Genomic DNA, 25,313 nt, shown 5'->3' on the forward strand with positions numbered 1-25,313 from the left:
CGTGGCCGAGGCGACGCTGGAGGCGGCCGAGCGTGCCGGCCTCGCCACCGTCGGGGGGAGCACCCGCGCGATGGCGGCCGACGACGGCCTCAGCGCGGTCGTCGCGGTGGGTGAGGCCGCACTGGTCTCGCTGGCGCGCCAGGGCATCGAACTGCCGGTGCCATCGGTGGGCCCGGTCGGGCGAGACGAGGGTGAGCCGGTTCCGCGCCGACGGGGTGGTCGTGGCGACGCCGGCCGGGTCAAGCCGGAAGCGGACATCCGGCTCCGGCCCGTCGATACGGTTCGCCCGGTCTCGGGACCCGGGAGCCGCTCCCCGTCCGGGGCGCAGGCCACGACCCCGCCCGAGCGGTAGGCCCGACGGGCGACGCGGCCGCCGGGTGCCACTCGGAACCGACATATTCAGGAGCGGGTGGCGGCTAGCTCCGGCCATGTCAGGACACGATTCGTCGGCCGGGGGCGTGAGCCGTCGCGGCTTCCTCCGTGCGGCGACCGGCGGCGCGGCGGCCGCGGGCGGCGTGGCCGCTACGAGTGGGAGCGCCGCGGCACAGGCCGCCACCGTCACCGTCGGCCCGGGTGGCGACCTCGTCTACGAACCCGCGACCGTCTACGTGGCCCAGGGCGAGACGGTGCAGTGGGAGTGGGACTCCAACAACCACAACATCGTCGTCAACGCCCAGCCCGACGGCGCCGGCTGGGAGGGAACCGAGGGCCCCGAGACCCAGACGTACAACGAGGGCCACACCTACGAGCACACGTTCGAGACGATGGGCCAGTACGAGTACGTCTGTTTCCCCCACTCGCCCGGGATGGCCGGCAAGGTCGTCGTCAACGAGGACGGCTCCTCGCCGACGCCCGAACCCGCCAGCGGCCCGCCGGAGATCCCCGACTCGGCGAAGACGCTCGGCATCGCCACCGTCTTCGGGATGCTCTCGACGCTCGGCCTCGCCTACTTCTTCATGAAGTACGGCGGTGACTACGGCGCGTCCGAGTAGTAGCGCCCGGTTCGACGCCCGACGCTCCGTCTCGCGGGTCCCCGGGTCCGGTTCATCGCCTGTAGTCGTTGCCCCGTCGAGCGGAGGCGTCGACGCGTGACGGCGCTCGACGATGGCGACATGGAACGCTCTGGCCGCGGCGACCCCGGCGCCTCGGCCATCGCCCGTCAGTTCGACGGCCTCCGTCCGTGTCCCGGAGTCGGACGACGAGCAGCCCGCTGGCCGGGTCACCGTCGCAGACGGGTGCCACGACACGAGCCGGGGGCTGCGAGCAGCTCCGCGACGGGCTCGACTCACCCCGCGAGGTGGTCGCCCCTGCCGCGAGGCTACTCGCGTCGAGCGAGCGGCCAGCCGGGAGCACGCCCTCGGACGCCGGCCCGGCGAGGTGGGCACCGCCCGCGATGACGGCCGCGACGGGTGGGTCGAGCCCCGGATGCCATCGCCGGGGCCGGCCGGGTCCCCCGGAACGTGCTCGACGGCCGTGGGAGTCGAGCGGAGCACCCGACGCCCCGGTCGCCACGCTCGACCGGTCGGCCGCCGAGCCGTCGGGCGCACCCTCGGGCTGTGCGAGCCGCTGTCCCGCGGGTCGTCAGGTCGTCTCAGCGCATGCAAACCGTCGGGGCGATTTATCAACCGGCGGTCGGTAGTGCAAGCCACCCATCGCCGCGCACTCAGCCCGATGCGCTCGGTGGGGAGGTGGCGCCGGGGCACTCCTGCCCGGGTCCCCCCGGCGTCGGCCGTTATAAAAGCCGGGCAGAGCCGGATATAGCCGGGGCGCGCGCCGGCGGCGGCGGTGAACTCAACGGTTATGTACGGGGCTCGAACTGGCCAGCAGGTTCAAATACGATGGTCGACGCCGCGAGTCGTGAGCCGTCATGACAGCCGGTTAATCGGCCGTTATCGGCGAGTCCGAACGGTCGGCTCGACCACCCGAACCCGCAGCCGGCCGAGAGCGCCGTCATCAGCCGACGAGACCGGCGTTCCGGAGGTGACTTATCAATCACTCGGCTACCGGTGGACCGGCCAGAGAGCCGGAAAAGCGACCGTTCAGCGCTCCTAACGTCCGATTAAACCCTCGAACGAGCGGCAATCGGCATGCATTTTTATATGTGTGTCTCGGCACGGGACAGACACGCGACCAGGGCAGACTGGGTCCGGCCGGCGCGGCGAGATCGGGCTGATACACTCGCCGCGGGCGGTCGGGCCGAGGTGCGACTCGGGCGCGCACCAACGACAATGCAACTCAAACAGCTACTCGGCGACGACGACGCGGTCTCGCCGGTCATCGGGGTCATCCTGATGGTCGCGATCACCGTGATCCTCGCCGCCGTCATCGGGACGTTCGTGCTCGGACTGGGCGACCAGGTGTCGGACAGTGCGCCGCAGGCGAGTTTCAACTTCGACTTCGCTGACGGTGGTGAGGTAACCATCACGCACGACGGTGGGGACGCCATCGAGGACAGTAGCCTTGATATTATTATCTCAGGGACGACGGCCTACGACGGTACCGGTAGCACGTCGGACTCAACATCGAATAGCGTCTGCGGCGGGAACGCACTTGATGACGGGACCGACGGATGGGACGGCGATGTCACTGCGGGATCTACGCTGACGCTTGACGACGGCGCCGACGGAACCGACTGCAACGGCGAGGATATCCGCGTGGTGTTCTCCTCGTCCAGCAGTGGCGAGACGGCCACGCTCGGACAGGCCGAGTGGTCCAGCTAACGACGCATCGACATTCAAACACACGATTCACCCACACCGATGCAATAAACCAACTCCTCAACGGCAATGACGCGGTTTCGCCGGTCATCGGCGTGATCCTCATGGTTGCGATAACTGTGATTCTCGCCGCCGTGATCGGCACGTTCGTCCTCGGACTGGGCAATCAGGTCTCGGACAGTACGCCGCAGGCCAGCTTCACGTTTGACACGACGACATACTCACCAACAGGACCTGCACCTGAATTCAATGCAGTTGAGATTACGCATGACGGTGGCGATGAAATCGATGGAACAAATCTGAACGTTCTTGTTGACGGGACTGAAGCTTACGCGACCGACGGCTCGGCAAATCAAAAGGTTGTCAACCCGTTCAATACAAGCTTAACAGCCGGCAGCGGAACTAAAATCGTCGGTGTCACCAGCGTAGATGTCGATACGGAGGAGGACTCCGGCTCCGACTTCTTTAATCAGGATGACACACCCAGCAACAGGTTAGATATAACTGAGGACGTTGGTGATGCAACTACCGAGATAGATACGGATGTAGAGATTGGAGACGACCAGGAGGTCCGCATCGTGTTCTCCTCGTCCAGCAGTGGCGAAACGGCCACGCTCGGCACGTTCACGACCAGCTTCTGACGACCACTGATCACATTTTTTCGCGCCGCCGCACGACCAGCGACAGCTATCCCGGAACCCCGGAAGCCCGACCCTTCCGTATTAGTTCCGTCCACCCGCCACCACGCGTATGATCACCAACGCCCGCGTCCTCCAGGCCGACTGGGTGCCCCGGGAGATTGTCCATCGCAACCCGGAGAAGAACCGGCTGCGGGACGCGCTGGCCCCGGTCGTCGACGGCGGCCGGCCCGAACACGTCCGCATCACCGTGTCCGGCGCCGGCGAGACCCGTCCCACCCGCCACTCACTACAGGAGATCGCAGAGCGACACCTCGGCGTCGCCACCGAACACGTCGACCGCCGGGCGGCGAGTCGGCCCTTCCGCGTGCTGGTAGAACTGCTCGACGCGGTCGCCCCGACCCGCTGTACCCACCGGACGACCGCCCGCGGCGCCCTCGACCGGCCGGCCGACACCGACACGCCCCGTCTCGTCGCCCGCGAGGAGGTCGGCCGGGGTCGTGTCGGTGACGTCCATCCGGGGTCCACGCAGGACCTCCCGGCCGTCGTGGGGGCCGTTCCCGGATGAACTCGCGGGGGACCTGACGCGACTCGGGCGGGCGTCGGCGTCGGGCAGGTCGTTCGGCATCGGATGGCTACGGACGCCGTCGGGAGAAGCTATACTGCTGTACGCGCGTTGATTTCCATAGAACGTGGATTTTCCTATGCGTATCGGGGGAACAGCGGTCAAGAGTTCGACGTATCCGAGATATGCTCACGTTTCCCGACATCGGCGCCGCCGCCCCGACGCGCTCTCGGGCGGCCATCGACGGCCCTCAGAGCCGGTCGTCGGGGTCGTACCGCGCGGCCATCCGCGCGGCCTCGGCGGCGTACCGCTCGCGGTCCTCGTCGCCGGTCCGGCCGAGGTTCGACCCCTCGACCGTCCTGGCGACCGGCGTTCCCGATTCCGCCCCCGAGAACGTCGTCAGCGCGCGCTCCTGCCGGTAGTACCGCCGCCCGTCCGGCGTGGCGTAGGTACTGATGATGAGGTTCTGCTCGTCGTCGGAGTAGGTCCGCTCGACCAGCCGGACGCGGACCCGCTCGGCCTCGGGGCGGTTCGTGATGTCCATGTCGGTGTTACACCGGGAGGGAGCCTCACCCTTGCGCTGACTCCAGCGAGCCGGGAACCGCGGCGCGGTCGGGCCGCGGCTCAGACGGAGTCGGGCGTCGAGTGGATCTCCAGGTCCACCTCGCGGTCCTCGCCCTCGATGTCCGCGACGATGCGGCGGACGACCCGCTCGGCCTCCTCCTGGATGAGCGGTTTCACCTTCCCGATGACCCAGCTCAACGACGCGAACCGTGGCAGGTCGATGGCGCTCTCGTCGGCCGAGCCGGGGAAGAACTGTATCTGCAGGCGGACGCGGGTGGCGTGCTCGCGGCCCGGGGGCGCCTCGTCGCTGACGTCCTCGACCAGCCACCGGCCGTTGGCGTCGATGTCCTTCACGACGGTCCAGTCGAGCCGCGTCGGCGGCTCGACGTCGACGACCCGCGAGCGGGCCGTGTAGCTGATCCGCCACCAGGCGAAGTGGAGGTCGTACTCCGTACCGGGACCCCCGTCGCCGTGCTGGTCGACGCGTTCGAGGTACTCCGAGTAGCGGGCGTAGCCGGGGAAGTCCACGAGGAAGTCGTGGGTCTCCGGCGGCGGGATGTAGACGACGGTGCTGACCTCGACGGTGTCCACTACCGGCGGTTCGACCCCCCGGCTGGTAAGCGTTCCGCGGTCCGGGTCGAACCGTCAGCTTCCTGTCCGCCCGTCACCGAGCGGAGCCATGAGCGATGGCGTCGATGGGGCCGAGCGGGACGGGGCGGTCGCCCCCGGGACGGGGTCGGGGGCGAGCCACGAGTCGGCGGACGTGCTGGTGGTCGGCGGCGGTATCGCAGGCCTGACCACGGCGACGTTCGCCGGGCGGGCGGGGCTGGAGACGCTGGTGGTCGACGACGGCGAGTCCATCCTCCGGCGCAACGCCCATCTGGAGAACGTCCCCGGCTTCCCGGCCGGGGTGAACGCGCGCCTGTTCCTCGACCTCCTCGCCGAGCAGGCCGGCGAGGCCGGGGCCGCGTTCCTCGACGGCCGGGTGACGGCCCTCGATGCCGGCGACGGCGACGAGCACCACGCGGTCCGGGTCGAGCGGCCCGGCGAGGACCGGGTGCTGACGGCGCCGACCGTCGTGGCGGCCTCCTGGTCGGACGCCTCGTATCTGGACGGGAGCGGTGTCGTGTTGCTGGAACGGGGGTCGAAGACCTACGTCGAGACGGACGACTGCGGTCGCACGGCCGTCGACGGCCTGTACGCGGCCGGGCGGTTGGCCGGCAAGGCCCACCAGGCGGTCGTCTGCGCGGGCCACGGCGCGGAGGTCGGGCTGGCGATACTCGAGGACGGCGGACGGCCCTACTTCTACGACTGGGTGGCGCCCGAGGGCTACTTCACCGAGCGCGGGCGCGAGGTCCCGCCCGGTTGCGAGGAGATCCCGCAGGCGGAGTGGGAGGCACGCGAGCGGGCCGCCCGCGAGCGGATGCGCGAGGCGTTCGCCGACCCCCATCCCGGCGAGCCGACGATGCATCCGAGCGTGGTGGAGCGGCGGGACGAGGACGGAGGGTGAACGGCCGGCCGTGACGGCGCGCGTGGCGGGGGACTCAATACCCCCACGGGGCAAGGGCGGGGTATGCTGGAGGGCGTGAACGTCGCGCTGGGTGTGTCGGGCTCCATCGCGGCCGTGAAGACGGTCGAGCTGGCCCACGAGCTGCGTCGCCGGGGGGCGGCCGTCCGGGCGGTCACCACCGACGCCGCGACGGGCATCATCCACCCGTGGGCGCTGGAGTTCGCCACCGAGAACGACGTCGTCACGGAGATCACCGGCCGGGTCGAGCACGTCGAGCTCTGCGGCCGGGACGGCTGGGCCGACGTGCTGCTGATGGCCCCCGCCACGGCCAACACGGTGGGGAAGGTCGCCGCCGCGGTCGATGACACCCCCGTCACGACCTGCGCGACGGTCGCGCTCGGCGCCGACGTCCCCGTCGTCGTCGCGCCTGCGATGCACGAGCCGATGTACGACCACCCCGGCGTCCTCGAATCGCTGGACCGGCTGGAGGAGTGGGGCGTCTCGTTCGTCGACCCCCGCGTCGAGGAGGGGAAGGCGAAGATCGCGACCGAGGCCGACATCGTCACCGAGACCGCCCGGGCCGCCGGGCCGGACCCGCTCGACGGGCGTCACGTGGTCGTCACGAGCGGGGCGACGACCGAGCGCATCGACCCCGTCCGGGTCCTCACCAACCGCTCCTCGGGGCGGACGGGCCGTGCGGTCGCCCGGGCCTGCTACGCCCACGGCGCGGACGTGACGCTGGTGCACGACGGCCCGGACGTCTCGTACGCGACCGTCGAGCGGGTCGAGAGCGCCGCCGAGATGCTGGCCGGCGTGCTGGAACACGCCGACGGCGCCGACGCCCTCGTGAGCGCCGCCGCCATCGGCGACTACACCGTCGCCGAGAGCGACGGGAAGCTCCGCTCCGGGCAGGAGCTGACACTGGAACTGCAGCCGACGCCGAAGCTCATCGACACGGTCCGGGAGGAGCACCCGGACCTGACCGTCGTCGGCTTCAAGTTGGAGACCGCCGGCGACGACGAGGCACTCGTCGCACGGGCACGGAGGACCCTGGAACGGGCCGGGCTCGCGTTCGTCGTCGGCAACGACGCAACCGTGCTGGGCAGCGAGGAGACCCGCACCCTGTTCGTCCGCGAGTCCGGGACGACGGAGTTCGTCGGCTCGAAGGACGAACTCGGGCTCCGCATCGCGGCGGAACTGGCGGACGAACTGGACGGGGCATAGGGGAAGGGCAAGGGGAATCGCACCCGCCAGTGCGTCGGTGTTTACGGGTTATCCCGTGATAGGTCGGCTTCTGCGGGTCTTTCGACCCGCAAGAGCATCGTATCCCAGCAATCCGCCGACCGCCTCCGGAGGAGGACCCGTCGCTGGCGTCCGGTCCGACGGTGGTGAACCCCTGACAGCCGACCGGGCGACGGGGAGGGCGTGCTGGAAGACACCACCGCACTCGTGACGGGCGCTTCGCAGGGTATCGGGGAGACCATCGCGACGACGCTCGGCGGCTACGGCGCGAGCGTCGTCTGTGCGGCCCGGAGCGCCGACGCCATCGAGGAGACCGCCGCGGCGGTCGAGGCCGCGGGCGGCGAGACGGCCGTCGAGGCCACCGTCGGGACGTTCGGCGGCCTGGACTGTCCGGTCAACAACGCCGGCATCGGCGACCCGGTCCAGCCGGTCCACCGCATCGACGCCGACGAGTTCCGCCGGACCCAGGAGGTGAACGTCGTCGGCCCGTTCCTCTGTGCCAAGCACGCCGAGCGTCACCTCCGGGAGTCCGACCGGGGCAGCGTCGTCGACATCGGGTCCATCGGCGGGAGGCGGCCCTACGCCAGCCGGCTCGCGTCGCGGCCTCGAAGGCGGCGCTCGTCGGGATGACCCGGACGCTGGCCTACGAGCTCGCCCGCGACGGCGTCACCGCCAACACCCTCCTCCCGGGGCCGGTCGAGGGCCCGCGCATCGAGGAGATGGTCGCCAAGCAGGCCGAACTGGCCGATATCGGCCCCGAGGAGTTCACCCTGGCGGACTAGGTGATCGACGCCGAGGAGGTGGCCTCCCTCGCCAGCGAGCGGGGGCGCCACGTCACGGCACAGGAGATCGACATCGACGCCAGCGGGACGTGGTACTGACCCGGTGGGAGTGGAATCGGTTATCTGAGGCGACCGGCGACGTGCCGGCGCTCGGGGCAGCGAGGGCGTGAGCACGGTGCGGAATCGGCCGTGTCCGTGGGTCAGTCGTCGACCGGCTCGGCGGCGTCGGCTTCGGTGGGGTCATCGACCCCGTCGTCGCCGGCGGGCCAGGTCACGTCGCCGACGAAGTCAACGCCCATCCGCTGGGCGGCCCGGCTGATCATGTGCGAGCCGGTCGGGGCCGTGACGAACAGGAAGACGATGCCGACGAGCGAGACCAGCCCCGCGCCCCGGGGACCGAAGTAGGCCGTGTTCGCCAGCAGGATGGAGGCGGCGCCGATGGTGGTCGCCTTGCTGGTCGCGTGCATCCGGTTGTAGATGTCCGGCAGCCGGACGAGGCCGACGGTCCCCACGAGGAGGAAGAAGGCCCCGATCGCGACCAGCCCGACGACGACCGCGCCGCGGACGGGTCCCACGGTCGGCGCGCCGCCGCCCTTTGCGACGAGGACGACCGTGTCGGGCGCGGCGAGCGGTGTCGGCGTCATTCGATGACGTCCCCCTCCGTCACGTAGCGTGCGACGGTGATGGTGCTGATGAAGCCGATGATGGCGAGCACCAGGGCCACGTCGGCGTACAGGCCGCGGGCGGTGAACATGGCGTACAGCGCGGCGATGGCGACGACGTTCGTCGCGATGACGTCCAGCGCGACGACCCGGTCCGGCGTCGTCGGGCCGACGATGGTCCGGTAGCCCGCGACCAGAGTGATGACCGCCGAGAGCACCAGCGCGCCCAGCAACACGGGTTCGAGGAACGCCGGCTCACTCGCCATCGGCCTCACCCCCGATGTCGGCCTCGGTGTCGGCGGCCATGCCCGGTCCGGCGCCGTCGGCGGGGCGACCGCCGTCGGCAGAGGGACGGCCGGGGCGGTCGGGCACCGGCGTCGACGGGTCCCGAGCCTCGAAGATGACGAGCGCGTAGTCCTCCCAGGTCCGGATGGGGGCCAGGAGCGCCTCCTCGTCCTCGCAGTTGATGCCGTGCACGTACAGCGTGTTGGTCTCGGCGTCGTGGTCCATGGTGAGCGTACCGGGGGTGAGCGAGATGGAGTTCGCGATGGTGGTGATGGCGGCGTCGGATTCGACGCGGAGCGGCACCGCGATGACGTCCGGTTCTATCGGCATCGACGGCGCGAGCACCCGGTAGGCGACATCGATGTTCGCCGTGATGACCTCGCGGAGGAAGACCGCGAGGTAGAGCCCCGCGTATGGGGTGGCCCGGAGCGAGGGGCGGACGGCGAACTCCGGCTCGTAGAACCGCCGGAGCACGAACGCCATCGGGAGCCCGACCAGCAGACCGATGAGGAACTCCTCGGCGATGGTCGTCACCCCGCCCGGGAGCGGCGTGGGGTCGACGCCGCGGACGAACAGCCAGAGGACCGCCAGCGCGAGGCCGACGGGCAGCCAGCGGCGGGTCATCGGCCATCACCCCGGAGCGCCCGGAGCTGCTCCGCCACGTCCTGGTCGCCGCCGGTCCCGCCGCCGTCGGCGATGGCGTCGCCGGCGATGGCCGGGTCGACCGCGCGGACGTACGCCTCGGTGTCGAGCGCCGCGGCGGCGGCGTCCGTGGCGGCGGCGTACAACGGGTCGAAGCCGATGCCCAGCGCGACGAGCAGGACCGCAAGCGAGAGCGTGCAGCCGACCAGCACGGGGTCGGCGATGCTCGCCACTGTCGCGAGGTCGTCGCCTGCGGTGCCGTGAGCGTCGTCCGCCGCGTCGGCGTGGCCGCCGTCGGCCACCGCCGGCCCGTCGTCGCGCCCGGTTCGGGCGGCCGTCGCGGCCGCGTGGACGCGGGAGCCGGGCGACCCCCAGAACGCGTTGTTCCAGGCGCGGGTCACGTACGCGATGGTGAGGATGGCCCCGGCGAGGGCGACGGCCAGCGCGAGGGGGGCACCCGCGCGGACGGCGGTGTCGAAGACGAGCAGCTTCGCGAAGAAGCCGGTCAGCGGCGGGATCCCGACCAGCGACAGCGCGCCGATGAGGAAGGCCCCGGAGAGCACCGGCGCGACCTCGGTCAGCCCGCCGAGGTCCGAGAGCCGGGTCGAGCCGATAGCGTCCTCGGCGGCCCCGACGGCGAGGAAGAGGAGCGACTTCGCGAGCCCGTGGTTGACGCTGTAGACCAGCGCGGCCGCGATGCCGACCGTCCGGACCGCGGGGGCGGCGGCGGTGGCCGCGACCGCAAGCGGGAGCATGATGAAGCCGATCTGGGCGATGGAGGAGTAGGCCAGCAGCCCCTCCATGTCCGGCTGGTCGATGGCACCGAGGCCGCCGAGGATGGCGCTGGCCGTCGCCATGAGGAAGAGCACGGGCCCGAAGAAGGCCAGGAAGCCGAGCTCCGGACCGCCGCTGATGCCGGGGAGCGACACCGTCAGTGGCGCGGCCGCGAAGACGGTGAAGTAGAGCCGAACGACCGCGTAGACGCCGACCTTCTTGACGACGCCGGCGAGGACGGCCGTCACTGGCGCGGGCGCGGCGCGGTAGGCGTCGGGCACCCAGAACTGGAACGGCATGACACCGGCCTTCAGCAGGAAGACGACGAGCAGGAGCGCCGAGAGCCCGAGCACGGGCGCGGGGTCGATGCCGAAGGCCGTGGGGTCGGCGAGCCGGCGAGCCATGTCGGCCATGTTGAGGGTCCCGGTGGTCGCGTAGAGGCCGCCGATGGCGAGCAGCATCACCGCGCTCCCCAGCAGGTTGAGCACGGCGTACTGGAGCGCGGCGCGGGTCGCATCCGAGTCGCTGGCGAAGGCGACCAGCACGTACGAGGACATCAGCATCACCTCGAACCAGACGAAGAGGTTGAACACGTCGCCGGTGAGGAGGGCGCCGGTCACCCCGACCACCATCAGGTGGTAGAGCGCGTGGTAGGAGAGGCGCTGGCCCTCGCGCCCGACGAAGCGGACGCTGTAGACGGCCGCGACCAGCGAGACGACGGCCGCGAGCGCGAGCATGAGCGTCGACAGCGGGTCCGCGATCAGGACGATACCGAAGGGGCCGTCCCAGTTCGATACCCGGTAGACCAGCCGGCCGTCGGGGTCGAGCCGGACGGCCCGGACGAGGACGGCGACACCGACGACGTACGCCCCGGCGCCGGCCACCGAGAGCGCCCGCTGGAGGCGGGGGACCCGCCGCGTCAACAGCGCCAGGATGGCGGTCCCGAGCGCGACCAGCAGCGGCGCGATGACGACCGTCGAGGTCATCAGTGGTCACCCCCGTCGGCCGCATCGTCGGCAGCCGGCCGGTCGGCGACCTCCGAGCGACCGTCGTCGGCCGTCGGCTCCCCGCCGTCCGCCCGCGCCTCGCCGGCCCGTGCGGCGGGCCCCTCGAAGGGGCTCGACGCGAGGTCCACGAGGTCGATGGTGCCGTTCTCCTCGTAGACGCGGTAGCTCAGCACCAGCGCGAAGGCCGTCGTCCCGAAGCCGATGACGATGGCCGTGAGGACGAGCGCCTGGACCAGCGGGTCCGCGTACATCGCGCCCTCGCCGGCCGTCAGCACCGGCGCGTCGGCCGCCGGGTCACCGGTGAGCCCGAAGCCCATCGTGACGAGGAACAGGTTCGCCGCCTGCGAGATGATCGCCACGCCCCAGACGACCCGGACGATGTCCCGGCGGAGGACGAGGAACGTCCCGATGGCGAACAGTGTCCCCAGCGCCAGCGCGAGGACGAGCTCCGCCATCAGCAACACACCCCCGTGCGACGCCACGAGTCGGCAGGACCCGTCGGCGACGGTCGGCCGACGCTGTCGGGTCGCGACCGCGGCGACCGTCGGAACGTCGGACGTGCGCCCGTCATTCCTTGCCCACCACCGCGATGATCGTCAGGAGCGACCCGACGACGACGAAGTAGACGCCCAGGTCGAAGGCGAGCGCCGAGGCGAACTCCAGCTCCCCGTACAGAGGGATCCCATCGACGAACACTACCGCCTGCGTGAGGAACGGGACATCGAACAGCATCGCGGCGACCCCGGAGCCGAAGGCGAGCGCGAGGCCGCCGGCGAACGCCCGGGTGTATGACTGGGTCGGTCCCGAAAGGAGTCCCACCCCCCCGGCGTTCGTGACGAGGTCGCGGCGGACGGTGTCCAGCCCGTAGATGACGTACAGGAGGGCAAAGGCCGTCGTGGTGAGGACGCCCGCGATGAAGCCGCCGCCCGGGAGGTTGTGTCCCTTGATGAGCAGCGCGATGGCCGTCAGTGCGATGAGGGGGACGACGGTCCGGGTCACGGTCTTGACGATGACGGTCGGCTCGCGGTCCTCGCTCATCGGTCCACACCTCCGGACCCGTCCGTGCCGTCCGATGGGGCCGGGTCGTCGGCGGATGCCGGGGGCGGCCCCCGCCCCCCGTCGGTCGCGGGGGTGGCGGCGGGGTCGTCGGCGGAGTCGGACTCGGGCCGTTCGGCCATCTCGGTCTCGGTCTGGGCCCGCATCCCGACCAGCGTCAGCACCGAGAGGGCGGCCATCGCCACGACCGCGATCTCGCCGAGCGTGTCGAACGCGCGGAAGTCGACGAGGATGACGTTGACGACGTTGGAGCCGCCGCCGAAGTCCGAAAAGAACGGCCCGTGCTCCGCCGGGACGCCCGCCCGGGCGAGGAAGTACTGGAAGATTGGCTCCTCCGGCGACGCGCTCGTGGCGACCAGCACCGTCGCGAAGACGGTGAACCCGACGAGCGACGCCAGCGCGGCGTCGGCGATACCCCGGGCACGGCTGCGGATCTCCCCGTAGTACGCCGGGAGCCTGTCCAGCACGAGCAGGAAGAGGACCAGCACCAGCGTCTCGATGACGAGCTGGGTCAGCGCGAGGTCGGGCGCGTTCGCGAGGATGAACACGATGGCGACCATGAACCCGAGAACCGAGAGCGTGAGTACACCCGCGATGTGGGAGGGCGCCCGCGCGACGGCGCCGGCGCCGACGACGGCCACGCCGAGGACGACGATGAGCGGGACCGGCGGGACGGCTCCGACGCCGTCGACGGAGATGGACCCGGCGGCCGCGTAGCCCGCGAGCGCGAGGACCGCCGTCCCGAGCAGGAGCGGCGCCACGTAGGTCCGGAAGGCGCCGCCGTGGAGCCCGACGGCGAGCCGCCGGGAGACGCCGTTCGCGCCCTCCGTCAGCCCGTCGTAGTACCAGTTGGGGCTGGTGTAGTCCACCGCACGGGCCCATCGGACGCCCGCGTGGAGTCGGCCGTAGAACGGGTAGGCGACCGCGCCGAGGCCGACCGTGAGCAGGCTCATCCCGAGGTACGGCGTGAAGGAGAACAGCTTCGGGATGGAGAGCGTCAGCGAGTGGGCCTCGGCGGCGACCGGGAGGCTGGCCTCGAAGGCCGACTGGACGACGGCGTCGATGCCGAGCTGCGGGACGATGCCGGTCGCGAGGGCGATCGCGGCGAGGAGTGCGGGCGGTGCGAGCATCGCCAGCGGCGGCCGGTGGATGTCGTCCGCGAGCCCGGACGGGCGGTCGCCGAAGAACAGCATCAGGAAGCGGATGGAGTAGAGGAAGGTGAAGACGCTACCGAAGACGGCGATGGCGGGGTAGAGCCAGTAGAGCCCGCCGTGCTCGACGGCGACGAAGTAGGTGGTCTCGAAGAGGAGCTCCTTCGACCAGAAGCCGTTGAACGGCGGGACCCCCGCCATCCCGAGCGCGGCGATGCCCGTGATGCCGGCCACGATGGGGAGGTCACCCGCGAGCCCGCCCAACTCCTCGAGCTTCCGGGTGTGGGCCTCGTGGGCGATGATGCCGGCGACGAGGAAGAGGGTCGCCTTGAACACGGCGTGGTTGAATATATGGAAGGCCCCCGTCTCGGCGCCGAGCTCGACTGCAGCCGGACCGGCGAGGCCGTAGCCCGCGATGATGAGGCCCAGGTGCGAGGCCGTGGAGTAGGCCAGCAGCTCCTTGATATCGGTCGCACCCACGGCGAGGATGGCGGTGATGGTCATGGAGACGAGGCCGAGCGTGGCGAGCAGGAGCGTCCACTCCGGCACGCTCGGGAGCTCCGGGGCGAACAGCGGCCGGAACCGGCCCACCAGGTAGACGCCGGCCTTGACCATCGTCGCGCTGTGGAGGAACGCCGAGACGGGTGTCGGCGCCTCCATCGCGTTCGGCAGCCAGACGTGGAACGGCGCCTGTGCGGACTTCGTGATGGCGCCGACCGCGACGAGCGCGAGCGCGGGGACGAACAGGCCGGCGGCCCGGAGCGCCTCCCGCACCGCCTCGCCGTTGGCGATGAGCGAGTTCTCCGTGCCGATGAGGACGAACGTCCGGCCGGCGGCCGTATCCCCGGAGGCGAACGCGAGGACGAGGAAGCCCGCGAGCATGAACAGGCCGCCGGCGACCGTGATGAGCATCGACTTCCGGGCGGCGTACTGCGAGGCGTCCTCGCGCTGGTGATGCCCGATGAGGAGGAAGGAGGTGACCGACGTCAGCTCCCAGAAGACGAAGAGGGCCAGCAGGTCGGCCGCGAACGCGACCCCGAGCATCGACCCCATGAACGCGAGCAGCGTGGCGTAGTACTTGACATGGCCGTGCTCGTGGGCCATGTAGCCGTAGGAGTAGGTGAAGACGAGGACGCCGACGCCGCTGGCGAGGAAGCCGATCAGCAGCGCCAGCCCGTCGACGTAGAGGGTGAGACTGACGCCGAGCGAGGGGATCCACGGGAGCTGGACCGCGCCGTGGGCGCCGTACTGCGTCGCGAGGAGACCGAAGCTCCCCGCGGCGACGGCGGCGGCGAAGAACGCGACCCGCTGCCCGACGACACGGAACAGTGCCGGGACGAACGGCACCGCTACGAACGGGAGGGCGAGCGCCGCGACGAGGACGGCGGCGTCCGGTTGCACGGTTCGGAATCGGGCCCGCACGGGCAATAAGGGTTGCCGATTGTGCGGGTAACCCCGGCGAACGATGGCGACAGTGGGGGTACGCGGTGGTCGGGCGGGGTGCCGTCGGGATAGGAAGCATCAGTTGTCCGGCTTCCCCACTCGGGCTGTCGTGGAACTGCCCTCCATCTACCAGCCAGTGAGCGCCTCGCGGCCGATTCCAGTTCGGAGGGGCCGTACGGACGACGGCGTTGGCTGGTTCTCCCCGGGAGCGTCGTGGTCCGGCTCGCTTGGTGCCTGTGCCCCTCGTGTCGAGCCGCTGAGCCACCGAACACGTATCCCCGTCCGGCCCGCATCAGCGTCGGATGGAGCGCAGTCACGTCGCCGCCGCCCTCGTCCTCGCGGCCTGTTTCGGCGTCGCACTCGCGGCCGGCCCGTACGGCGCCGATATCCGCTCGCTGGCGGCCGAGGGGGGGACCGACGCCTACGCCACCGGGTCGATGGAGGCCACCGTGCTCGAGACGCCGGACACCGTCCGGCTGGACCGGGTACAGGAGAACGGAACCGACTACTACCGGCTGCTGGTCCCGGCGGTGACGGTCGACATCGCGAACGTCACCGGCCGGCCCGCACTCACCTACAGACTCCAGATCGCCGAGGTCGGCCACACCCGCGTGACCGCCCACGTCCTGAGCAGCGCCCAGGAGGGACGGTTCAGTGCGACGCTCGAACCCACCGAGATCGAGGCCGACCGGGTCGGGAACGACAGCTACGTCGGCGAACTCAGCGTCATCACCCGGAGCGACCGCGGTACCGAGTTCGTCCACGAGTCGACCGTGACGGTTCGCGTCGGCGACTAGCCGACGCCTACAGCGGTAGATCCGGTATTGATCGACGATCAGGGCCTCAGAAATATCTACCCGGGGCGCGTGGCCGGTGATGGGGCGTAGCTGGCCCCGACCGGAGTGCAGCGGGGGGCAGGGGATGACACCCCATCGTTCCGTCGCGTGGCGGTCGCGCCCGTATCCGTCGGTGAACAGTAGGCTCCCCGGTCGGAACCCGTGGCGAGCGGCTTCGCCAGGTTTTCGTTCGACCCCGCGGAACCCGCGTCATGGACCGGCTCCGTCAGTCCCTGCTGGACGCGCCGATCATCGAGAAGGACGGCTACCACTACTTCGTCCATCCCATCAGCGACGGGGTCCCGATGCTGCGCCCGGAGCTGCTGCGCGAGATCGTCATCAGCATCATCAGGAAGGCCGACCTCGACGTCGATAAGATCGTCACGCCCGCGGCGATGGGCATCCACATCTCCACGGCCGTCTCCCTGATGACGGACATCCCGCTGGTCGTCGTCCGCAAGCGCAAGTACGGCCTCGAAGGGGAGGTCCCGCTCTCGCAGGTCACCGGCTACTCCGAGTCCGAGATGTACATCAACGACGTGGAGCCCGGCGACCGCGTGCTGGTGCTGGACGACGTGCTCTCGACCGGCGGCACGCTCACCGCCATCACGGGCGCCCTCGACGAGATCGGCGCCGAGATCGCCGACGTGGTCGCGGTGATCAAGAAGGTGGGCGGCGAGAACGAACTGGAGACCACGGCCTACGAGGCCAAGACGCTCATCAACGTCGACGTGGTCGACGGCGAGGTCGTCGTCGTGGACGAGGACGGCGACGACTGAACCGCGCGACGCACACAACGCGGATATCGGAACTCTTCGAGGAGTATTCCACCGATTTCGGGCGGAGAGTCGACTCAGGAGTGGAACGTCGGAGACACGCGAGGAGTAGCGGGAGGACGATTTGAACGTCCGATCTCCGGGTTATGAGCCCGGCGGAATCTCCTGGCTATCCCATCCCGCTACCCCTTCGTAATCCACTACCCCGGTTAAGGGTTGTGCTATCGCTCCCGTCACGGAGCGAACTCGTACAGGGCGCAGGGCCGACGTTACCTCAGTCGTCCTGGACGCGCCAGGTGACGAGGCTCTCCGCGACGTAGTTGATGCTCAGCCCGACGCCGATGCCGATGCCGTTGGCGATGGTGGGCCAGACGTTGCCGCCCGCGACGACCAGGCGCACGTCCGTCCACGAGGTGAGGACGAACAGCGTCCCGAAGGCGACCGCGAGCCCGACCGAGCGGACGAGGTGGGACGTCACCCAGCGGCGGACCAGCGCGGCCGGCCCCGCGCCACCGTGGTCGGCGAACGTCCAGCTGTCGTTCAGTAGGAACATCAGCGTGATGCTGGCCTCGGCGCCGACGGCCTTCGCGAGCAGCGGCCGGCCCGCGAACGGCGGGTCGAGGACGAAGCCAGCGGTCAGCAGCGCGACGAGGACGGTCTCCACCGAGGCACCGGCGACGCCGACGGAGACGAACTGGCCGATGCGGCCGGCCGACGCGAGTGCCCGCAGTCGGGCCCGCAGGAGGTCGGCGACGCTCATCGGCGGCGCTCGCCGGGGTCGGCCCCGCGGTTCACGAGGGCGGTCTCGTCCGCACGGGTTCGCGCGATGGCGTCGTGCAGCCGGCTGTCCTGCAGGCGCTTGGCGCGGTGGCGCGCGACGAGCAGCGCGGTCCCCAGCGAGACGGCGGTGTCGACCGGGTCGACCGTCGACCCGGGCTGGTCCTCCCACTCGATGGGGACCTCCTCGACGCGCAACCCCAGCGCGGCGGTCATGGCGATGAGCTCGACGTCCCACGCGAAGCCGGCCTCGTAGAGATGCGGTCGGACCGTCCGCCAGGCGTCGGCCGAGACGGCCTTGGCGCCGCACTGGTAGTCGTAGCAGTCCGCGGACAGCAGTCGGCGGGCGAGCCAGGCGAAGGCGTCGCCCAGCCGGCGTCGGGCGAGCGTCTGGTGGCCGGCGACCTCGGCGTCCGGATGGCGCCGCGACCCGACCGCGAGGTCCGCCCGGCCGTCGGCGACCGGCGCGATGATCGCCGCGAGACTCTCGGACGGCGTGGAGCCGTCGGCGTCGACGAACGCCAGGAGGCCGACCCCGTCACGCGAGTCGGCGTCGCCGCCCGGCGGGGTCGTGGCGGTGTCCCGACCACATGCGAGCGCCTCGAAGCCGGCCGTTATGGCGGCTCCCTTCCCCCGGCGTTCGTGGGCGACGGCGACGACAGCCTCGGGCAGCGCCTCGCGGAGCCGTTCGGTGACACCCGGGTCGGGGGCGTCGAGTTCGATACGGACCGTCGCGGGGTCGAGCCGGGCCCGACAGGAGCGGACGTACGACACCAGTCGGTCCACGTCCGGCTGGTAGGCGGGCACGACGAGCCCCAGCGACCGGTCGGCCATCGCTCACCGGTGAGAAGCCGGGGGGCAAAAGGGGTTCGCTACGGCGATGCGTCGGCGATGGGCTCGACGACGCCGGCCAGCCCGCAGAACGCGAGCGGCGCGGCCGTCTCCGGGGCGCCCTCGAGCACCCGGTGGGTCGCGGTGTCGACCGAATCACGCCGCGCGGAGAGCTCCGCGGCCGAGGGCGAGACGCTCCCGTCCGCGGCATCCACCGACCGCCCGCCGTCGGCCAGCCGGCTGTCGGTCGGCGTCCGGGTCCAGTCGGCGTCGTCGGTGGCCGGTTCACCGCCCGCCCCGCCGTCCAAGAGGTCGTCGAACGACCCCTCGGACTCGCCGGTCCCGTCGCCACCCGCGACCGCGAGGGCCGCGGCCAGGTCGTAATGAGCGGCAACCGTCGCATCGAGTGCGACGGTACGACGGACCAGTTCGACCGCGGGGTCCGTCCCCGGAGCGTCGCGACTGTAGCACGCGACGCTCGGGCGGGCCCCCGGGCGTCTGGGGACCACGACCACCTGCCGGCCGGCGATCTCCGCGCGACCGGGAGCCGCGGTCCGGACGCCCTCCCGCCGGCGGTCCACTACGAGCACGTCCGCGGCGGCGGCCGCATCGACGACCGTGTGGTCGACGTCCGCCGGGAGTTCGTCCGCGGGCCGGGTCGGACCACCTGTTCTGAACGCGAGCCCGGGGCCGCCGGGAGCCATCGGGGGACGGCCGGTTGTCATGTCAGGGTCGAGGGGGGCGCTGGTATAACCCGATGCACTAGTTCGAACCGTTCACCGCGGATACGTCGCCGTTACAACGGTACGAACGGTCGGAGCCGGTGGGAAAGACGTATAATCACCGCCTCCCGTCCCACGGTCGGATGGAGTACCTGCTGGTCGTCGTCTGGCTGGTGACGTATCTGGCGCTGGGGCTGGCGGCGCTGCCCGCGGCGGCGGCGCTGTTCCCCCGGTTCGCCGACCGCGGCGCCGCCTTCGCCCTCCCGCTTGCGCTGGCGGTCCTCGGCGTCGTCGGCTATCTCGTCGGCCAGTTCGCCTTCGGCTGGCCGGCGCTCGTCGCCGGGCTCCTCGCGCTGGTCGGCGCCTCCTACCTCGCGGGCGACGTGGAGATCGACCGCGGAGCCACCGTCGAGGCTGCCGCCGTCTTCACCGCCGGCTTCCTCCTCCTCGTCGGCATCCGGGCAGTCGACCCGGCCGTCCACCCCATCGGCGGCGAGAAGTTCCTCGACTTCGGGCTGTTGCAGTCGCTGCTCCGGACGGGGAGCGCGCTCGCGCCGCTCCCGCCGGAGGACATGTGGTTCGCCGGCGAGCCGGTGCAGTACTACTACGGCGGTCACCTGCTCGCTGCGCTGTTGACCACGCTGACGAGCACGGCGGCACGGTTCGCCTACAACCTCGCCCTGGCGGGCTTCTTCGGCGCGCTCGTCGTCGCCGCCTGGGGCCTGGCCGGGAACGTCGCGGCCAGCTACGGCGCGCCCCGCCGGCTCGGGGCGGCGCTCGGCGCCTTCTTCACCGGGGTCGCCGCCAACCTCCAGACCGCCGCCATCGTCGGCCTCTGGCTCCTCCCCGACGGGCTCTCGCGGGCCGTCGTGGCCGCCGCCGGGCTCCCGGGCGACCTCCTGAACTGGACGCCCGCCGAGTTCTCCTACTGGACGGCCTCGCGGGTCATCCCCGGCACCATCAACGAGTTCCCCCTGTTCGCGTGGCTCAACGGCGACCTCCACGCACACATGATGAGCACGCTCTTTATGCTGCTGCTGGCGGCGATCCTGTTCGCCTACTGGCGGACGCCGGAGGCGGAGCTGACGCGGCGCCGACTGCTCGTCTTCGGCCTGCTGCCGCCGTTGGCCGGCTTCATCGCCGTCGTCAACACCTGGTCGTTCCCGACCGCGGCGGGGCTGGCCTTCCTGGCGCTCACCTTCGCCCCCGCGCGCCCGACGACCCTGCTGCCGGACGAGGCCCGGCGGCGGCTCCCGGACCTCGCCCACCCCGACGGTGGTGAACCGGCACCGGAGGCCGGCGACCGTCGCTCCGACGGCGGCACGGTCACCGGGCCGGGCCAGTCCGGCCCCCACGAGACACCGCCGCTCGGCGACCGGCTCCGCGAGGAGGCGCTCCGGTCGGGTGTCGCCCTGGGGCTCGCCGCCGCCATGCTCGTCGTCGGTGTCGTCTGGGCGCTCCCGTTCTGGCTCGGCACTGCGAGCGGGCGGTCGATCGGCGTCCTGCCCGGGCGGAGTTCGCTCGGTGGCCTGCTGCTGGTCCACGGCGCGTTCGTGCTCGTCTTCGGCGCCTACCTCGGCCGACGGGTCGGCTACGGACTCCGGGCCGTCGAGCAGCCGGCGCTGACGGCGCTCGTCTCGACGCTGTTCTCACTGGCCGCACTGTCGGTTCCACTGTACGTCATCCCGCTCCCGGCGAACGCGGGGCTGCCGCTCTCCTTCGTCGTCCTCGGCGTCGCACTGGCCGGCGCGACCCGGCTGGAGCCGTTCGAGGGGCTCTCGCGGGGCGTCCTGTTCGCCCCGTATCTCGTCGTCCTCGCGTACGCGATGGGGTTCGCGGCGCTGGCCCTGTTCGGCCCGCTGCTGGCCGCGGGTTGGGTCTGCCTCCGGACCGGTCGCGAAGTGGGCTACGAGACCGTCCTCGTGGTCGCGGGGCTGGGCCTGACGCTGCTCGTCGAGTTCGTCTACGTCGTCGAGCAGGCGGGACCCGAGCGGTTCAATACCGTCTTCAAGACCTACGCGCAGGTGTGGGTGCTCTGGGCGCCGGCGGCCGGCGTCGCGCTGGCCCGGCTCGTCGACGCCGGTCGCTCCTCGTTCGACGCCCCCAACGCCGCGACCTGGCGGACGGCTGGGCGTGGCCTCGCCGCCGGGCTGGTCTTCCTGACGGCGCTCTACGGCGGGTTCGCCCTCCCCGCGCAGTTCGGCGCCGGCGGGGCGGCCACGCTCGACGGGACCGCCTTCGTCGCCGACTCGCACCCCGAGGAGGCCAGCGCCATCGGCTACATCGACGACCTGGAGGGCCAGCCCACCATCGTCACCGCGGCGCCGGCCGGCTACCGCTGGACCCCCAGCAACGGGGACGGCGCCGCCGCGCCCGCCTCGCTGACCGGCGTCCCGACCGTGGCCGGCTGGTTCCACGAGATCGGCTATCGCGGGGACGAACCCTACCAGGAACGGGTTTCGGACGTGCGGACTATCTACACCGGCGAGCGGTCCGAGCAGCTGCGGCTGCTCGACGAGTACGACGTGGAGTACATCTACTACGGCCCCGCCGAGCGGAACAAGTACGACCGCCCGACCGTCGGGCAGCTCCGAGGTCACTCGGCCGTGACGGTGGTCCACCAGTCGGGGGGTGAGGGCGGTGTGGCCGTCCTCCGCGTCGACCAGTCCGAGCTGTGAGCTCGGTGGGATGAGCGCGTTTCCGACGTCCCTTCCGCAGGAGACGAGGGACTACCGAGTCGCTCACCTATCCGCGGGACACGTCGATAAAAATCCGGGTCGACCTGTCCGAGCCTACGCCTCGAACTCGGGGTCGCGGTCCTCGAGGAAGGCCGCCATCCCCTCGCGCTGGTCGGGAGTACCGAACAGGCCACTCCAGACGCGCTTCTCGTACTCCAGGCCGGCCGACTGCGGGCCCTCGTGGACCTGGTTGAGCGCGGATTTGGCGCCCCGGAGCGCGAAGCGGGGTTTCTCGGCGATGCGCTCGGCCAGTTCGTGGGCGCGCTCGACCGTCTCCTCGTGGGGACAGGTCTCGCCGACGATGCCGGCCTCCTCGGCGGCCGCGGCGTCCAGGCGGTCGCCGAGGAACACCATCCGGCGGGCGGTCTCGTCATCGACCAGCCGGGAGAGACGCTGGGTGCCGCCCCAGCCGGGGACGATGCCGAGGTCGATCTCCGTCTGCCCGATGAGGGCGTCCTCGCTTGCGACCCGGATGTCGGCGGCGAGCGCGAGCTCGCAGCCGCCGCCGAACGCGTAGCCGTCGACCGCCGCCACCACCGGGACCGGGAACGACTCGACGGCGTCGGTCATGGCGTGGCCCAGCTCGCAGTAGTCGTACGCCTCGGCCACCGACAGGTCGGACATGTGTGCGATGTCGGCCCCGGCGACGAACGCCTTCTCCCCGGCGCCGGTGACGACGACCGCCCGGGCGTCCTCGCGCGCGGCGTCGAGCGCCTCCGGGATCGCCTCCAGGGTGGCGGCGTTGAGCGCGTTCAACTTGTCCGGGCGGTCGATGGTGAGCGTGGCGACCGTGCCGGCATCGTTCCAGTCCAGGGCGACCGTCTCGGCCTCGAACTCGGTTACAGCCATGCCTCCGGTGTCGGCGCCCGGCGACATAACTCCCGGGTCCGGGGTGGGGGCCGTCACGACGGGGGAATCGCCCCGAAGGCTTTGCCGGAGGCGCCCGCGGGGAGGCATATGGACGCCGAGGACGCCTGGGTCCCGTACTACGACCTGCTGGGCATCGATATCGAGACGGTCGCGGACGGCTACGCCGCCGGGCGGATGGCGGTGACCGAGCAGCACAGCGCGGCGCCCGGGACCGAAGTGGCCCACGGCGGCGCGGTCGCGTCGCTCGCGGACTCCGTGGGCTACTGGGCCGTCAGCAGCGCCAACGGCGGCGGCCTCACGCCGACCGTCGACCTCCGGCTGGACTACCTCGCGCCGGGGACCGACGACCTCGTCGGCGAGGCGGAGGTCGTCAGGAACGGGACGAGCGTCGGGACCGTCGACGTGCTCGTCGAGCGCGAGGGCGACGGCGAGACGGTCGCGCTGGGCCGGGGGACGTTCAAGACCGGTGGGAGCGACACGCGAGGGGCCTGGGGCGGGGAGTAGCCCCGACCGCGAACCGGCCGCTTAACCCGTCGCCACGCCAGCCGGGGGATATGGCACGCGTCCCGTATCTCGACGGCGAGGACGTCCCCGAGGCGTACGGCGCGGTGTTCGACCGGAACCGGGCGGGCGCCACCAATCTGTACGGCGCCCTGGCGAACAACCCGCCGCTGCTCGACGCGTTCGTCGACTTCGCCCGGACCTGCTGGGACGAGTGCGGCCTCGACGAACCGGAACGCGAACTCGTCGCGCTGACGGTCGCCCGGCAGACCCACGCCGACTACGAGTGGCACCAGCACGTCCCGCTCGCGCTCGACGCGGGGCTCCCGGAGGCGGACGTGCGGGCGGTCCGCGAGGGCCGGTACGGCGACCTCGGGAGCCGCCGGGAGGCGCTGACGAGCTACGCCGCCGCCGTCGCGACCGCCTCGGTCGACGACGCCCTCCACCGGGCGCTGGTCGAGCGGGTCGACGACCGGACCGTCGTGGGCGTGACGCTGCTGGCCGCGGTCTACACCGGTCTCGCGCGCTTCCTCGACGCGCTGGCGGTCGGACCCGAGGAGTCGTTCGTCGGCTGGGGGCTCGACGGACTCGACGATGGTGACGGTACGGAGCTCTCGCGTGAGGACCTGCTAGAATGACCCGGCCGGGTCAGTCGTCGGCCTCGCCGCCCTGCTCGTGGGCGTGAAGCGCGGCCATCCGCGACCGCAGGTCGACGCCCTTCCGGTCGTAGGCACGGACGCGGTACCAGTAGAGCCCCGCCGAGAGGACGATCCACGCCAGAACGACGCCGAACGCGGAGGGGGCGCTCCGGACGACCAGCAGCGTGAACACCGCCGAGACGATGACGTTCCCGACGGCGACGGTCTTCAGCACCGGCATCGGGAGCTTGTAGATGGAGTGCTCGTAGCGCTGCGGGAACACCTTCGGCAGGTTCCACAGCGCGACGCCGCCGATGAGGAAGGCGACGAAGATACCGGTGACGACCACGGTGACGAGCCAGTCCAGCGCCGCCGGGCCGGTGACGGCATCGAGCTGGCCGATGAACGGCGCCGCGAGTATCGGCGGGACGCCGAACAGCAGGACCGCGCGGTGGGGGGTGCGGTAGTCGTCGTGGACCGCCGCGAACACGTCCGGCAGGACGTCGTCGCGGGCCGCCCGCATCACCGTTCGGGAGTAGGAGGTGTAGAGCGTGTTGACCGTCGTCGCCGCCGCCACGAGCGCGGCCACGCCGATGACGAGCAGTAGCGGGTCCGGCAGCACCCCGGCACCGACCGCGGCCAGTCCGCCCTCGACCGGCTCGCCGCCGAGCCGGCCGGAGACGGTCATGTTCTCGATGGGGATGGCCCCGACCAGCGTGAAGACGATGGCAAGTGTCAGCAGCGTCACGATGGTCATCCCGATACCGAGCACCCGCGGGATGTTCTCGACCGGGTTCTCCAGCTCCTCGCCGATCTCGATTATCATCCCGAACCCCTGGAACGGGATGTACAGCGTGACGACCGCCAGCAGGAACGGTGCGAACCCGTCCGCGAAGGGCTCGCCCTCGTCCGCGGGGAACAGCGGCGTGAAGTTCGCGGCGTCGATATGCGGGATACCGCCGAGGACGAACGCCAGCATCCCCATAACGAGCAGCCCGACGAACGCGAGCTGGACCTTCGCCACGATGCGGACGCCGACGTAGTTGAGCACGAGGAACGAGCCCAACAGCACCCAGGCGGCGACGACCGTCGGGACCGAGGCGCCCGCGAGCGTGTCCAGCAGCCCGTTGAGGTAGTCGGCGAACCCGATCGCCGCGAACAGCAGGTACGACCAGACCGCCAATATCGGGACCGAGACGCCAAGAACGCCCCAGAACGGCCCCACCAGTCTGGAGCCGTAGACGTAGATACCCCCGGCGACCGGTATCGCGCCGCCGAGCTGCAGGAGCAGCAGGACGCCGAGCACCATCGGGACGATGGAGACGACGATGGCGAGCGTGATGCTCGGCCCCGCAGCGGCAGCCATCTGCGTCGGGACGATGAAGATGCTCATCCCGAGTGCCGTTCCGACGAGCAGCGCGACCGCGCCCCAGAGGCCGACGCGCTGGTCGATGAGTTTGTAGCTATCGGCCGACATCCGTGCTCCCGCGGTGCATGTGACCAATTGTTAAAAAAGCTGTCCCGGCGCATGACGTGCTGTTTAAAAGGAACCGAAGCCGACCCTGCCTGGCGCCGACAGGCGGGGT

At 71.1% G+C, this 25,313-nt stretch carries 25 protein-coding genes, 1 tRNA gene and 2 pseudogenes; 13 read left to right on the plus strand and 15 right to left on the minus strand.

Annotated elements, in window-relative coordinates; all coding sequences use genetic code 11:
* The first annotated feature begins 1 nt into the window (after position 1).
* From DP107_RS00090 to DP107_RS00110, 5 genes are all read left to right on the plus strand, one after another.
* The gene (locus DP107_RS00090) at positions 2 to 352 is read left to right on the plus strand and encodes a hypothetical protein (RefSeq protein WP_144260103.1); all 351 of its coding nucleotides are present in this window, start codon (positions 2 to 4) and stop codon (positions 350 to 352) included.
* Between the two features lie 76 nt (positions 353 to 428).
* On the plus strand, positions 429 to 992 hold the full coding sequence (locus DP107_RS00095; RefSeq protein ID WP_144260104.1) for a plastocyanin/azurin family copper-binding protein: 564 nt from the start codon (positions 429 to 431) through the stop codon (positions 990 to 992).
* 1,236 nt (positions 993 to 2,228) lie between these two features.
* The gene (locus tag DP107_RS00100; protein ID WP_144260105.1) at positions 2,229 to 2,720 is read left to right on the plus strand and encodes a type IV pilin; all 492 of its coding nucleotides are present in this window, start codon (positions 2,229 to 2,231) and stop codon (positions 2,718 to 2,720) included.
* Positions 2,708 to 3,358, plus strand: a complete 651-nt coding sequence (locus DP107_RS20425) for a type IV pilin (RefSeq protein WP_394348506.1) — start codon at positions 2,708 to 2,710, stop codon at positions 3,356 to 3,358. Before DP107_RS00100 ends, DP107_RS20425 begins: the two co-directional genes overlap by 13 nt.
* 109 nt (positions 3,359 to 3,467) lie before the next feature.
* Positions 3,468 to 3,923, plus strand: a complete 456-nt coding sequence (locus DP107_RS00110) for a Cdc6/Cdc18 family protein (protein ID WP_144260106.1) — start codon at positions 3,468 to 3,470, stop codon at positions 3,921 to 3,923.
* 247 nt (positions 3,924 to 4,170) lie between these two features.
* On the opposite strand, the gene DP107_RS00115 is transcribed toward DP107_RS00110, so the two are convergent.
* Positions 4,171 to 4,464 carry a hypothetical protein gene (locus DP107_RS00115; RefSeq protein WP_144260107.1) on the minus strand — a complete coding sequence of 98 codons (294 nt, stop codon included), beginning with the start codon at positions 4,462 to 4,464 and terminating at the stop codon, positions 4,171 to 4,173.
* A gap of 80 nt (positions 4,465 to 4,544) precedes the next feature.
* Positions 4,545 to 5,075: an SRPBCC family protein gene (locus DP107_RS00120; protein ID WP_144260108.1), complete on the minus strand. Its 531-nt coding sequence runs from the start codon at positions 5,073 to 5,075 to the stop codon at positions 4,545 to 4,547.
* An 88-nt stretch (positions 5,076 to 5,163) separates the two neighbouring features.
* Between DP107_RS00120 and DP107_RS00125 the strand changes: the two genes are divergently transcribed.
* From DP107_RS00125 to DP107_RS20430, 3 genes and pseudogenes are all read left to right on the plus strand, one after another.
* Entirely contained in the window at positions 5,164 to 5,994 is an 831-nt protein-coding gene (locus DP107_RS00125; protein ID WP_144260109.1) for an FAD-dependent oxidoreductase, read from the plus strand.
* Between the two features lie 63 nt (positions 5,995 to 6,057).
* Positions 6,058 to 7,218, plus strand: a complete 1,161-nt coding sequence (gene coaBC, locus DP107_RS00130) for a bifunctional phosphopantothenoylcysteine decarboxylase/phosphopantothenate--cysteine ligase CoaBC (RefSeq protein ID WP_144260110.1) — start codon at positions 6,058 to 6,060, stop codon at positions 7,216 to 7,218.
* Positions 7,219 to 7,443: 225 nt separating this feature from the next.
* Positions 7,444 to 8,018, plus strand: a pseudogene (locus DP107_RS20430) (SDR family NAD(P)-dependent oxidoreductase).
* 200 nt (positions 8,019 to 8,218) lie between these two features.
* On the opposite strand, the gene mnhG reads toward DP107_RS20430, so the two are convergent.
* The 7 genes and pseudogenes from mnhG to mbhE form a co-directional block, all read right to left on the minus strand.
* On the minus strand, positions 8,219 to 8,662 hold the full coding sequence (mnhG, locus tag DP107_RS00140; protein WP_144260111.1) for a monovalent cation/H(+) antiporter subunit G: 444 nt from the start codon (positions 8,660 to 8,662) through the stop codon (positions 8,219 to 8,221).
* Entirely contained in the window at positions 8,659 to 8,946 is a 288-nt protein-coding gene (locus tag DP107_RS00145) for a monovalent cation/H+ antiporter complex subunit F (protein ID WP_144260112.1), read from the minus strand. The genes mnhG and DP107_RS00145 overlap by 4 nt, the downstream gene beginning before the upstream one ends.
* Positions 8,936 to 9,589: a Na+/H+ antiporter subunit E gene (locus DP107_RS00150; RefSeq protein WP_144260113.1), complete on the minus strand. Its 654-nt coding sequence runs from the start codon at positions 9,587 to 9,589 to the stop codon at positions 8,936 to 8,938. Before DP107_RS00150 ends, DP107_RS00145 begins: the two co-directional genes overlap by 11 nt.
* Entirely contained in the window at positions 9,586 to 11,367 is a 1,782-nt protein-coding gene (locus tag DP107_RS00155; RefSeq protein WP_144260114.1) for a complex I subunit 5 family protein, read from the minus strand. Before DP107_RS00155 ends, DP107_RS00150 begins: the two co-directional genes overlap by 4 nt.
* A gap of 131 nt (positions 11,368 to 11,498) precedes the next feature.
* Positions 11,499 to 11,843 (minus strand): annotated as a pseudogene (locus DP107_RS00160) (sodium:proton antiporter); the annotation flags it as partial.
* A gap of 112 nt (positions 11,844 to 11,955) precedes the next feature.
* Complete coding sequence (locus tag DP107_RS00165) at positions 11,956 to 12,426, minus strand: MnhB domain-containing protein (protein ID WP_144260116.1); 471 nt, start codon at positions 12,424 to 12,426, stop codon at positions 11,956 to 11,958.
* Positions 12,423 to 14,996 carry a hydrogen gas-evolving membrane-bound hydrogenase subunit E gene (gene mbhE, locus DP107_RS00170; RefSeq protein ID WP_144260117.1) on the minus strand — a complete coding sequence of 858 codons (2,574 nt, stop codon included), beginning with the start codon at positions 14,994 to 14,996 and terminating at the stop codon, positions 12,423 to 12,425. The genes DP107_RS00165 and mbhE overlap by 4 nt, the downstream gene beginning before the upstream one ends.
* 344 nt (positions 14,997 to 15,340) lie before the next feature.
* On the opposite strand from mbhE, the gene DP107_RS00175 reads away from it, so the two are divergent.
* Together DP107_RS00175 and hpt are read left to right on the plus strand one after the other, a co-directional pair.
* Entirely contained in the window at positions 15,341 to 15,835 is a 495-nt protein-coding gene (locus DP107_RS00175; RefSeq protein WP_144260118.1) for a hypothetical protein, read from the plus strand.
* Between the two features lie 251 nt (positions 15,836 to 16,086).
* Positions 16,087 to 16,653: a hypoxanthine/guanine phosphoribosyltransferase gene (hpt, locus tag DP107_RS00180; protein WP_144260119.1), complete on the plus strand. Its 567-nt coding sequence runs from the start codon at positions 16,087 to 16,089 to the stop codon at positions 16,651 to 16,653.
* A gap of 106 nt (positions 16,654 to 16,759) precedes the next feature.
* On the opposite strand, the gene DP107_RS00185 is transcribed toward hpt, so the two are convergent.
* From DP107_RS00185 to DP107_RS00200, 4 genes are all read right to left on the minus strand, one after another.
* Positions 16,760 to 16,834 (minus strand) — tRNA-Met (locus DP107_RS00185).
* 90 nt (positions 16,835 to 16,924) lie between these two features.
* Positions 16,925 to 17,410 carry a GtrA family protein gene (locus DP107_RS00190; protein ID WP_144260120.1) on the minus strand — a complete coding sequence of 162 codons (486 nt, stop codon included), beginning with the start codon at positions 17,408 to 17,410 and terminating at the stop codon, positions 16,925 to 16,927.
* Positions 17,407 to 18,261: a glycosyltransferase family protein gene (locus DP107_RS00195; protein WP_144260121.1), complete on the minus strand. Its 855-nt coding sequence runs from the start codon at positions 18,259 to 18,261 to the stop codon at positions 17,407 to 17,409. Before DP107_RS00195 ends, DP107_RS00190 begins: the two co-directional genes overlap by 4 nt.
* A gap of 38 nt (positions 18,262 to 18,299) precedes the next feature.
* A complete protein-coding gene (locus DP107_RS00200) occupies positions 18,300 to 18,983 on the minus strand; it encodes a hypothetical protein (RefSeq protein WP_144260122.1) in 684 nt (227 codons plus the stop codon).
* Between the two features lie 140 nt (positions 18,984 to 19,123).
* Here DP107_RS00200 and DP107_RS00205 point away from each other — a divergent pair, with 140 nt between their 5' ends.
* On the plus strand, positions 19,124 to 21,658 hold the full coding sequence (locus DP107_RS00205) for a DUF2298 domain-containing protein (protein ID WP_144260123.1): 2,535 nt from the start codon (positions 19,124 to 19,126) through the stop codon (positions 21,656 to 21,658).
* Positions 21,659 to 21,772: 114 nt separating this feature from the next.
* On the opposite strand, the gene DP107_RS00210 is transcribed toward DP107_RS00205, so the two are convergent.
* Complete coding sequence (locus DP107_RS00210; protein ID WP_144260124.1) at positions 21,773 to 22,567, minus strand: enoyl-CoA hydratase/isomerase family protein; 795 nt, start codon at positions 22,565 to 22,567, stop codon at positions 21,773 to 21,775.
* Between the two features lie 108 nt (positions 22,568 to 22,675).
* On the opposite strand from DP107_RS00210, the gene DP107_RS00215 reads away from it, so the two are divergent.
* Together DP107_RS00215 and DP107_RS00220 are read left to right on the plus strand one after the other, a co-directional pair.
* On the plus strand, positions 22,676 to 23,092 hold the full coding sequence (locus DP107_RS00215; RefSeq protein ID WP_144260125.1) for a PaaI family thioesterase: 417 nt from the start codon (positions 22,676 to 22,678) through the stop codon (positions 23,090 to 23,092).
* Between the two features lie 50 nt (positions 23,093 to 23,142).
* Positions 23,143 to 23,727 (plus strand): carboxymuconolactone decarboxylase family protein, encoded by a 585-nt coding sequence (locus DP107_RS00220; RefSeq protein ID WP_144260126.1) that lies wholly within the window; start codon positions 23,143 to 23,145, stop codon positions 23,725 to 23,727.
* 10 nt (positions 23,728 to 23,737) lie between these two features.
* On the opposite strand, the gene DP107_RS00225 is transcribed toward DP107_RS00220, so the two are convergent.
* On the minus strand, positions 23,738 to 25,204 hold the full coding sequence (locus DP107_RS00225) for an APC family permease (RefSeq protein ID WP_144260127.1): 1,467 nt from the start codon (positions 25,202 to 25,204) through the stop codon (positions 23,738 to 23,740).
* Positions 25,205 to 25,313 lie beyond the last annotated feature (109 nt).

Origin of the sequence: Haloglomus irregulare (assembly GCF_007421925.1) — an archaeon.
Classification (GTDB): domain Archaea; phylum Halobacteriota; class Halobacteria; order Halobacteriales; family Haloarculaceae; genus Haloglomus; species Haloglomus irregulare.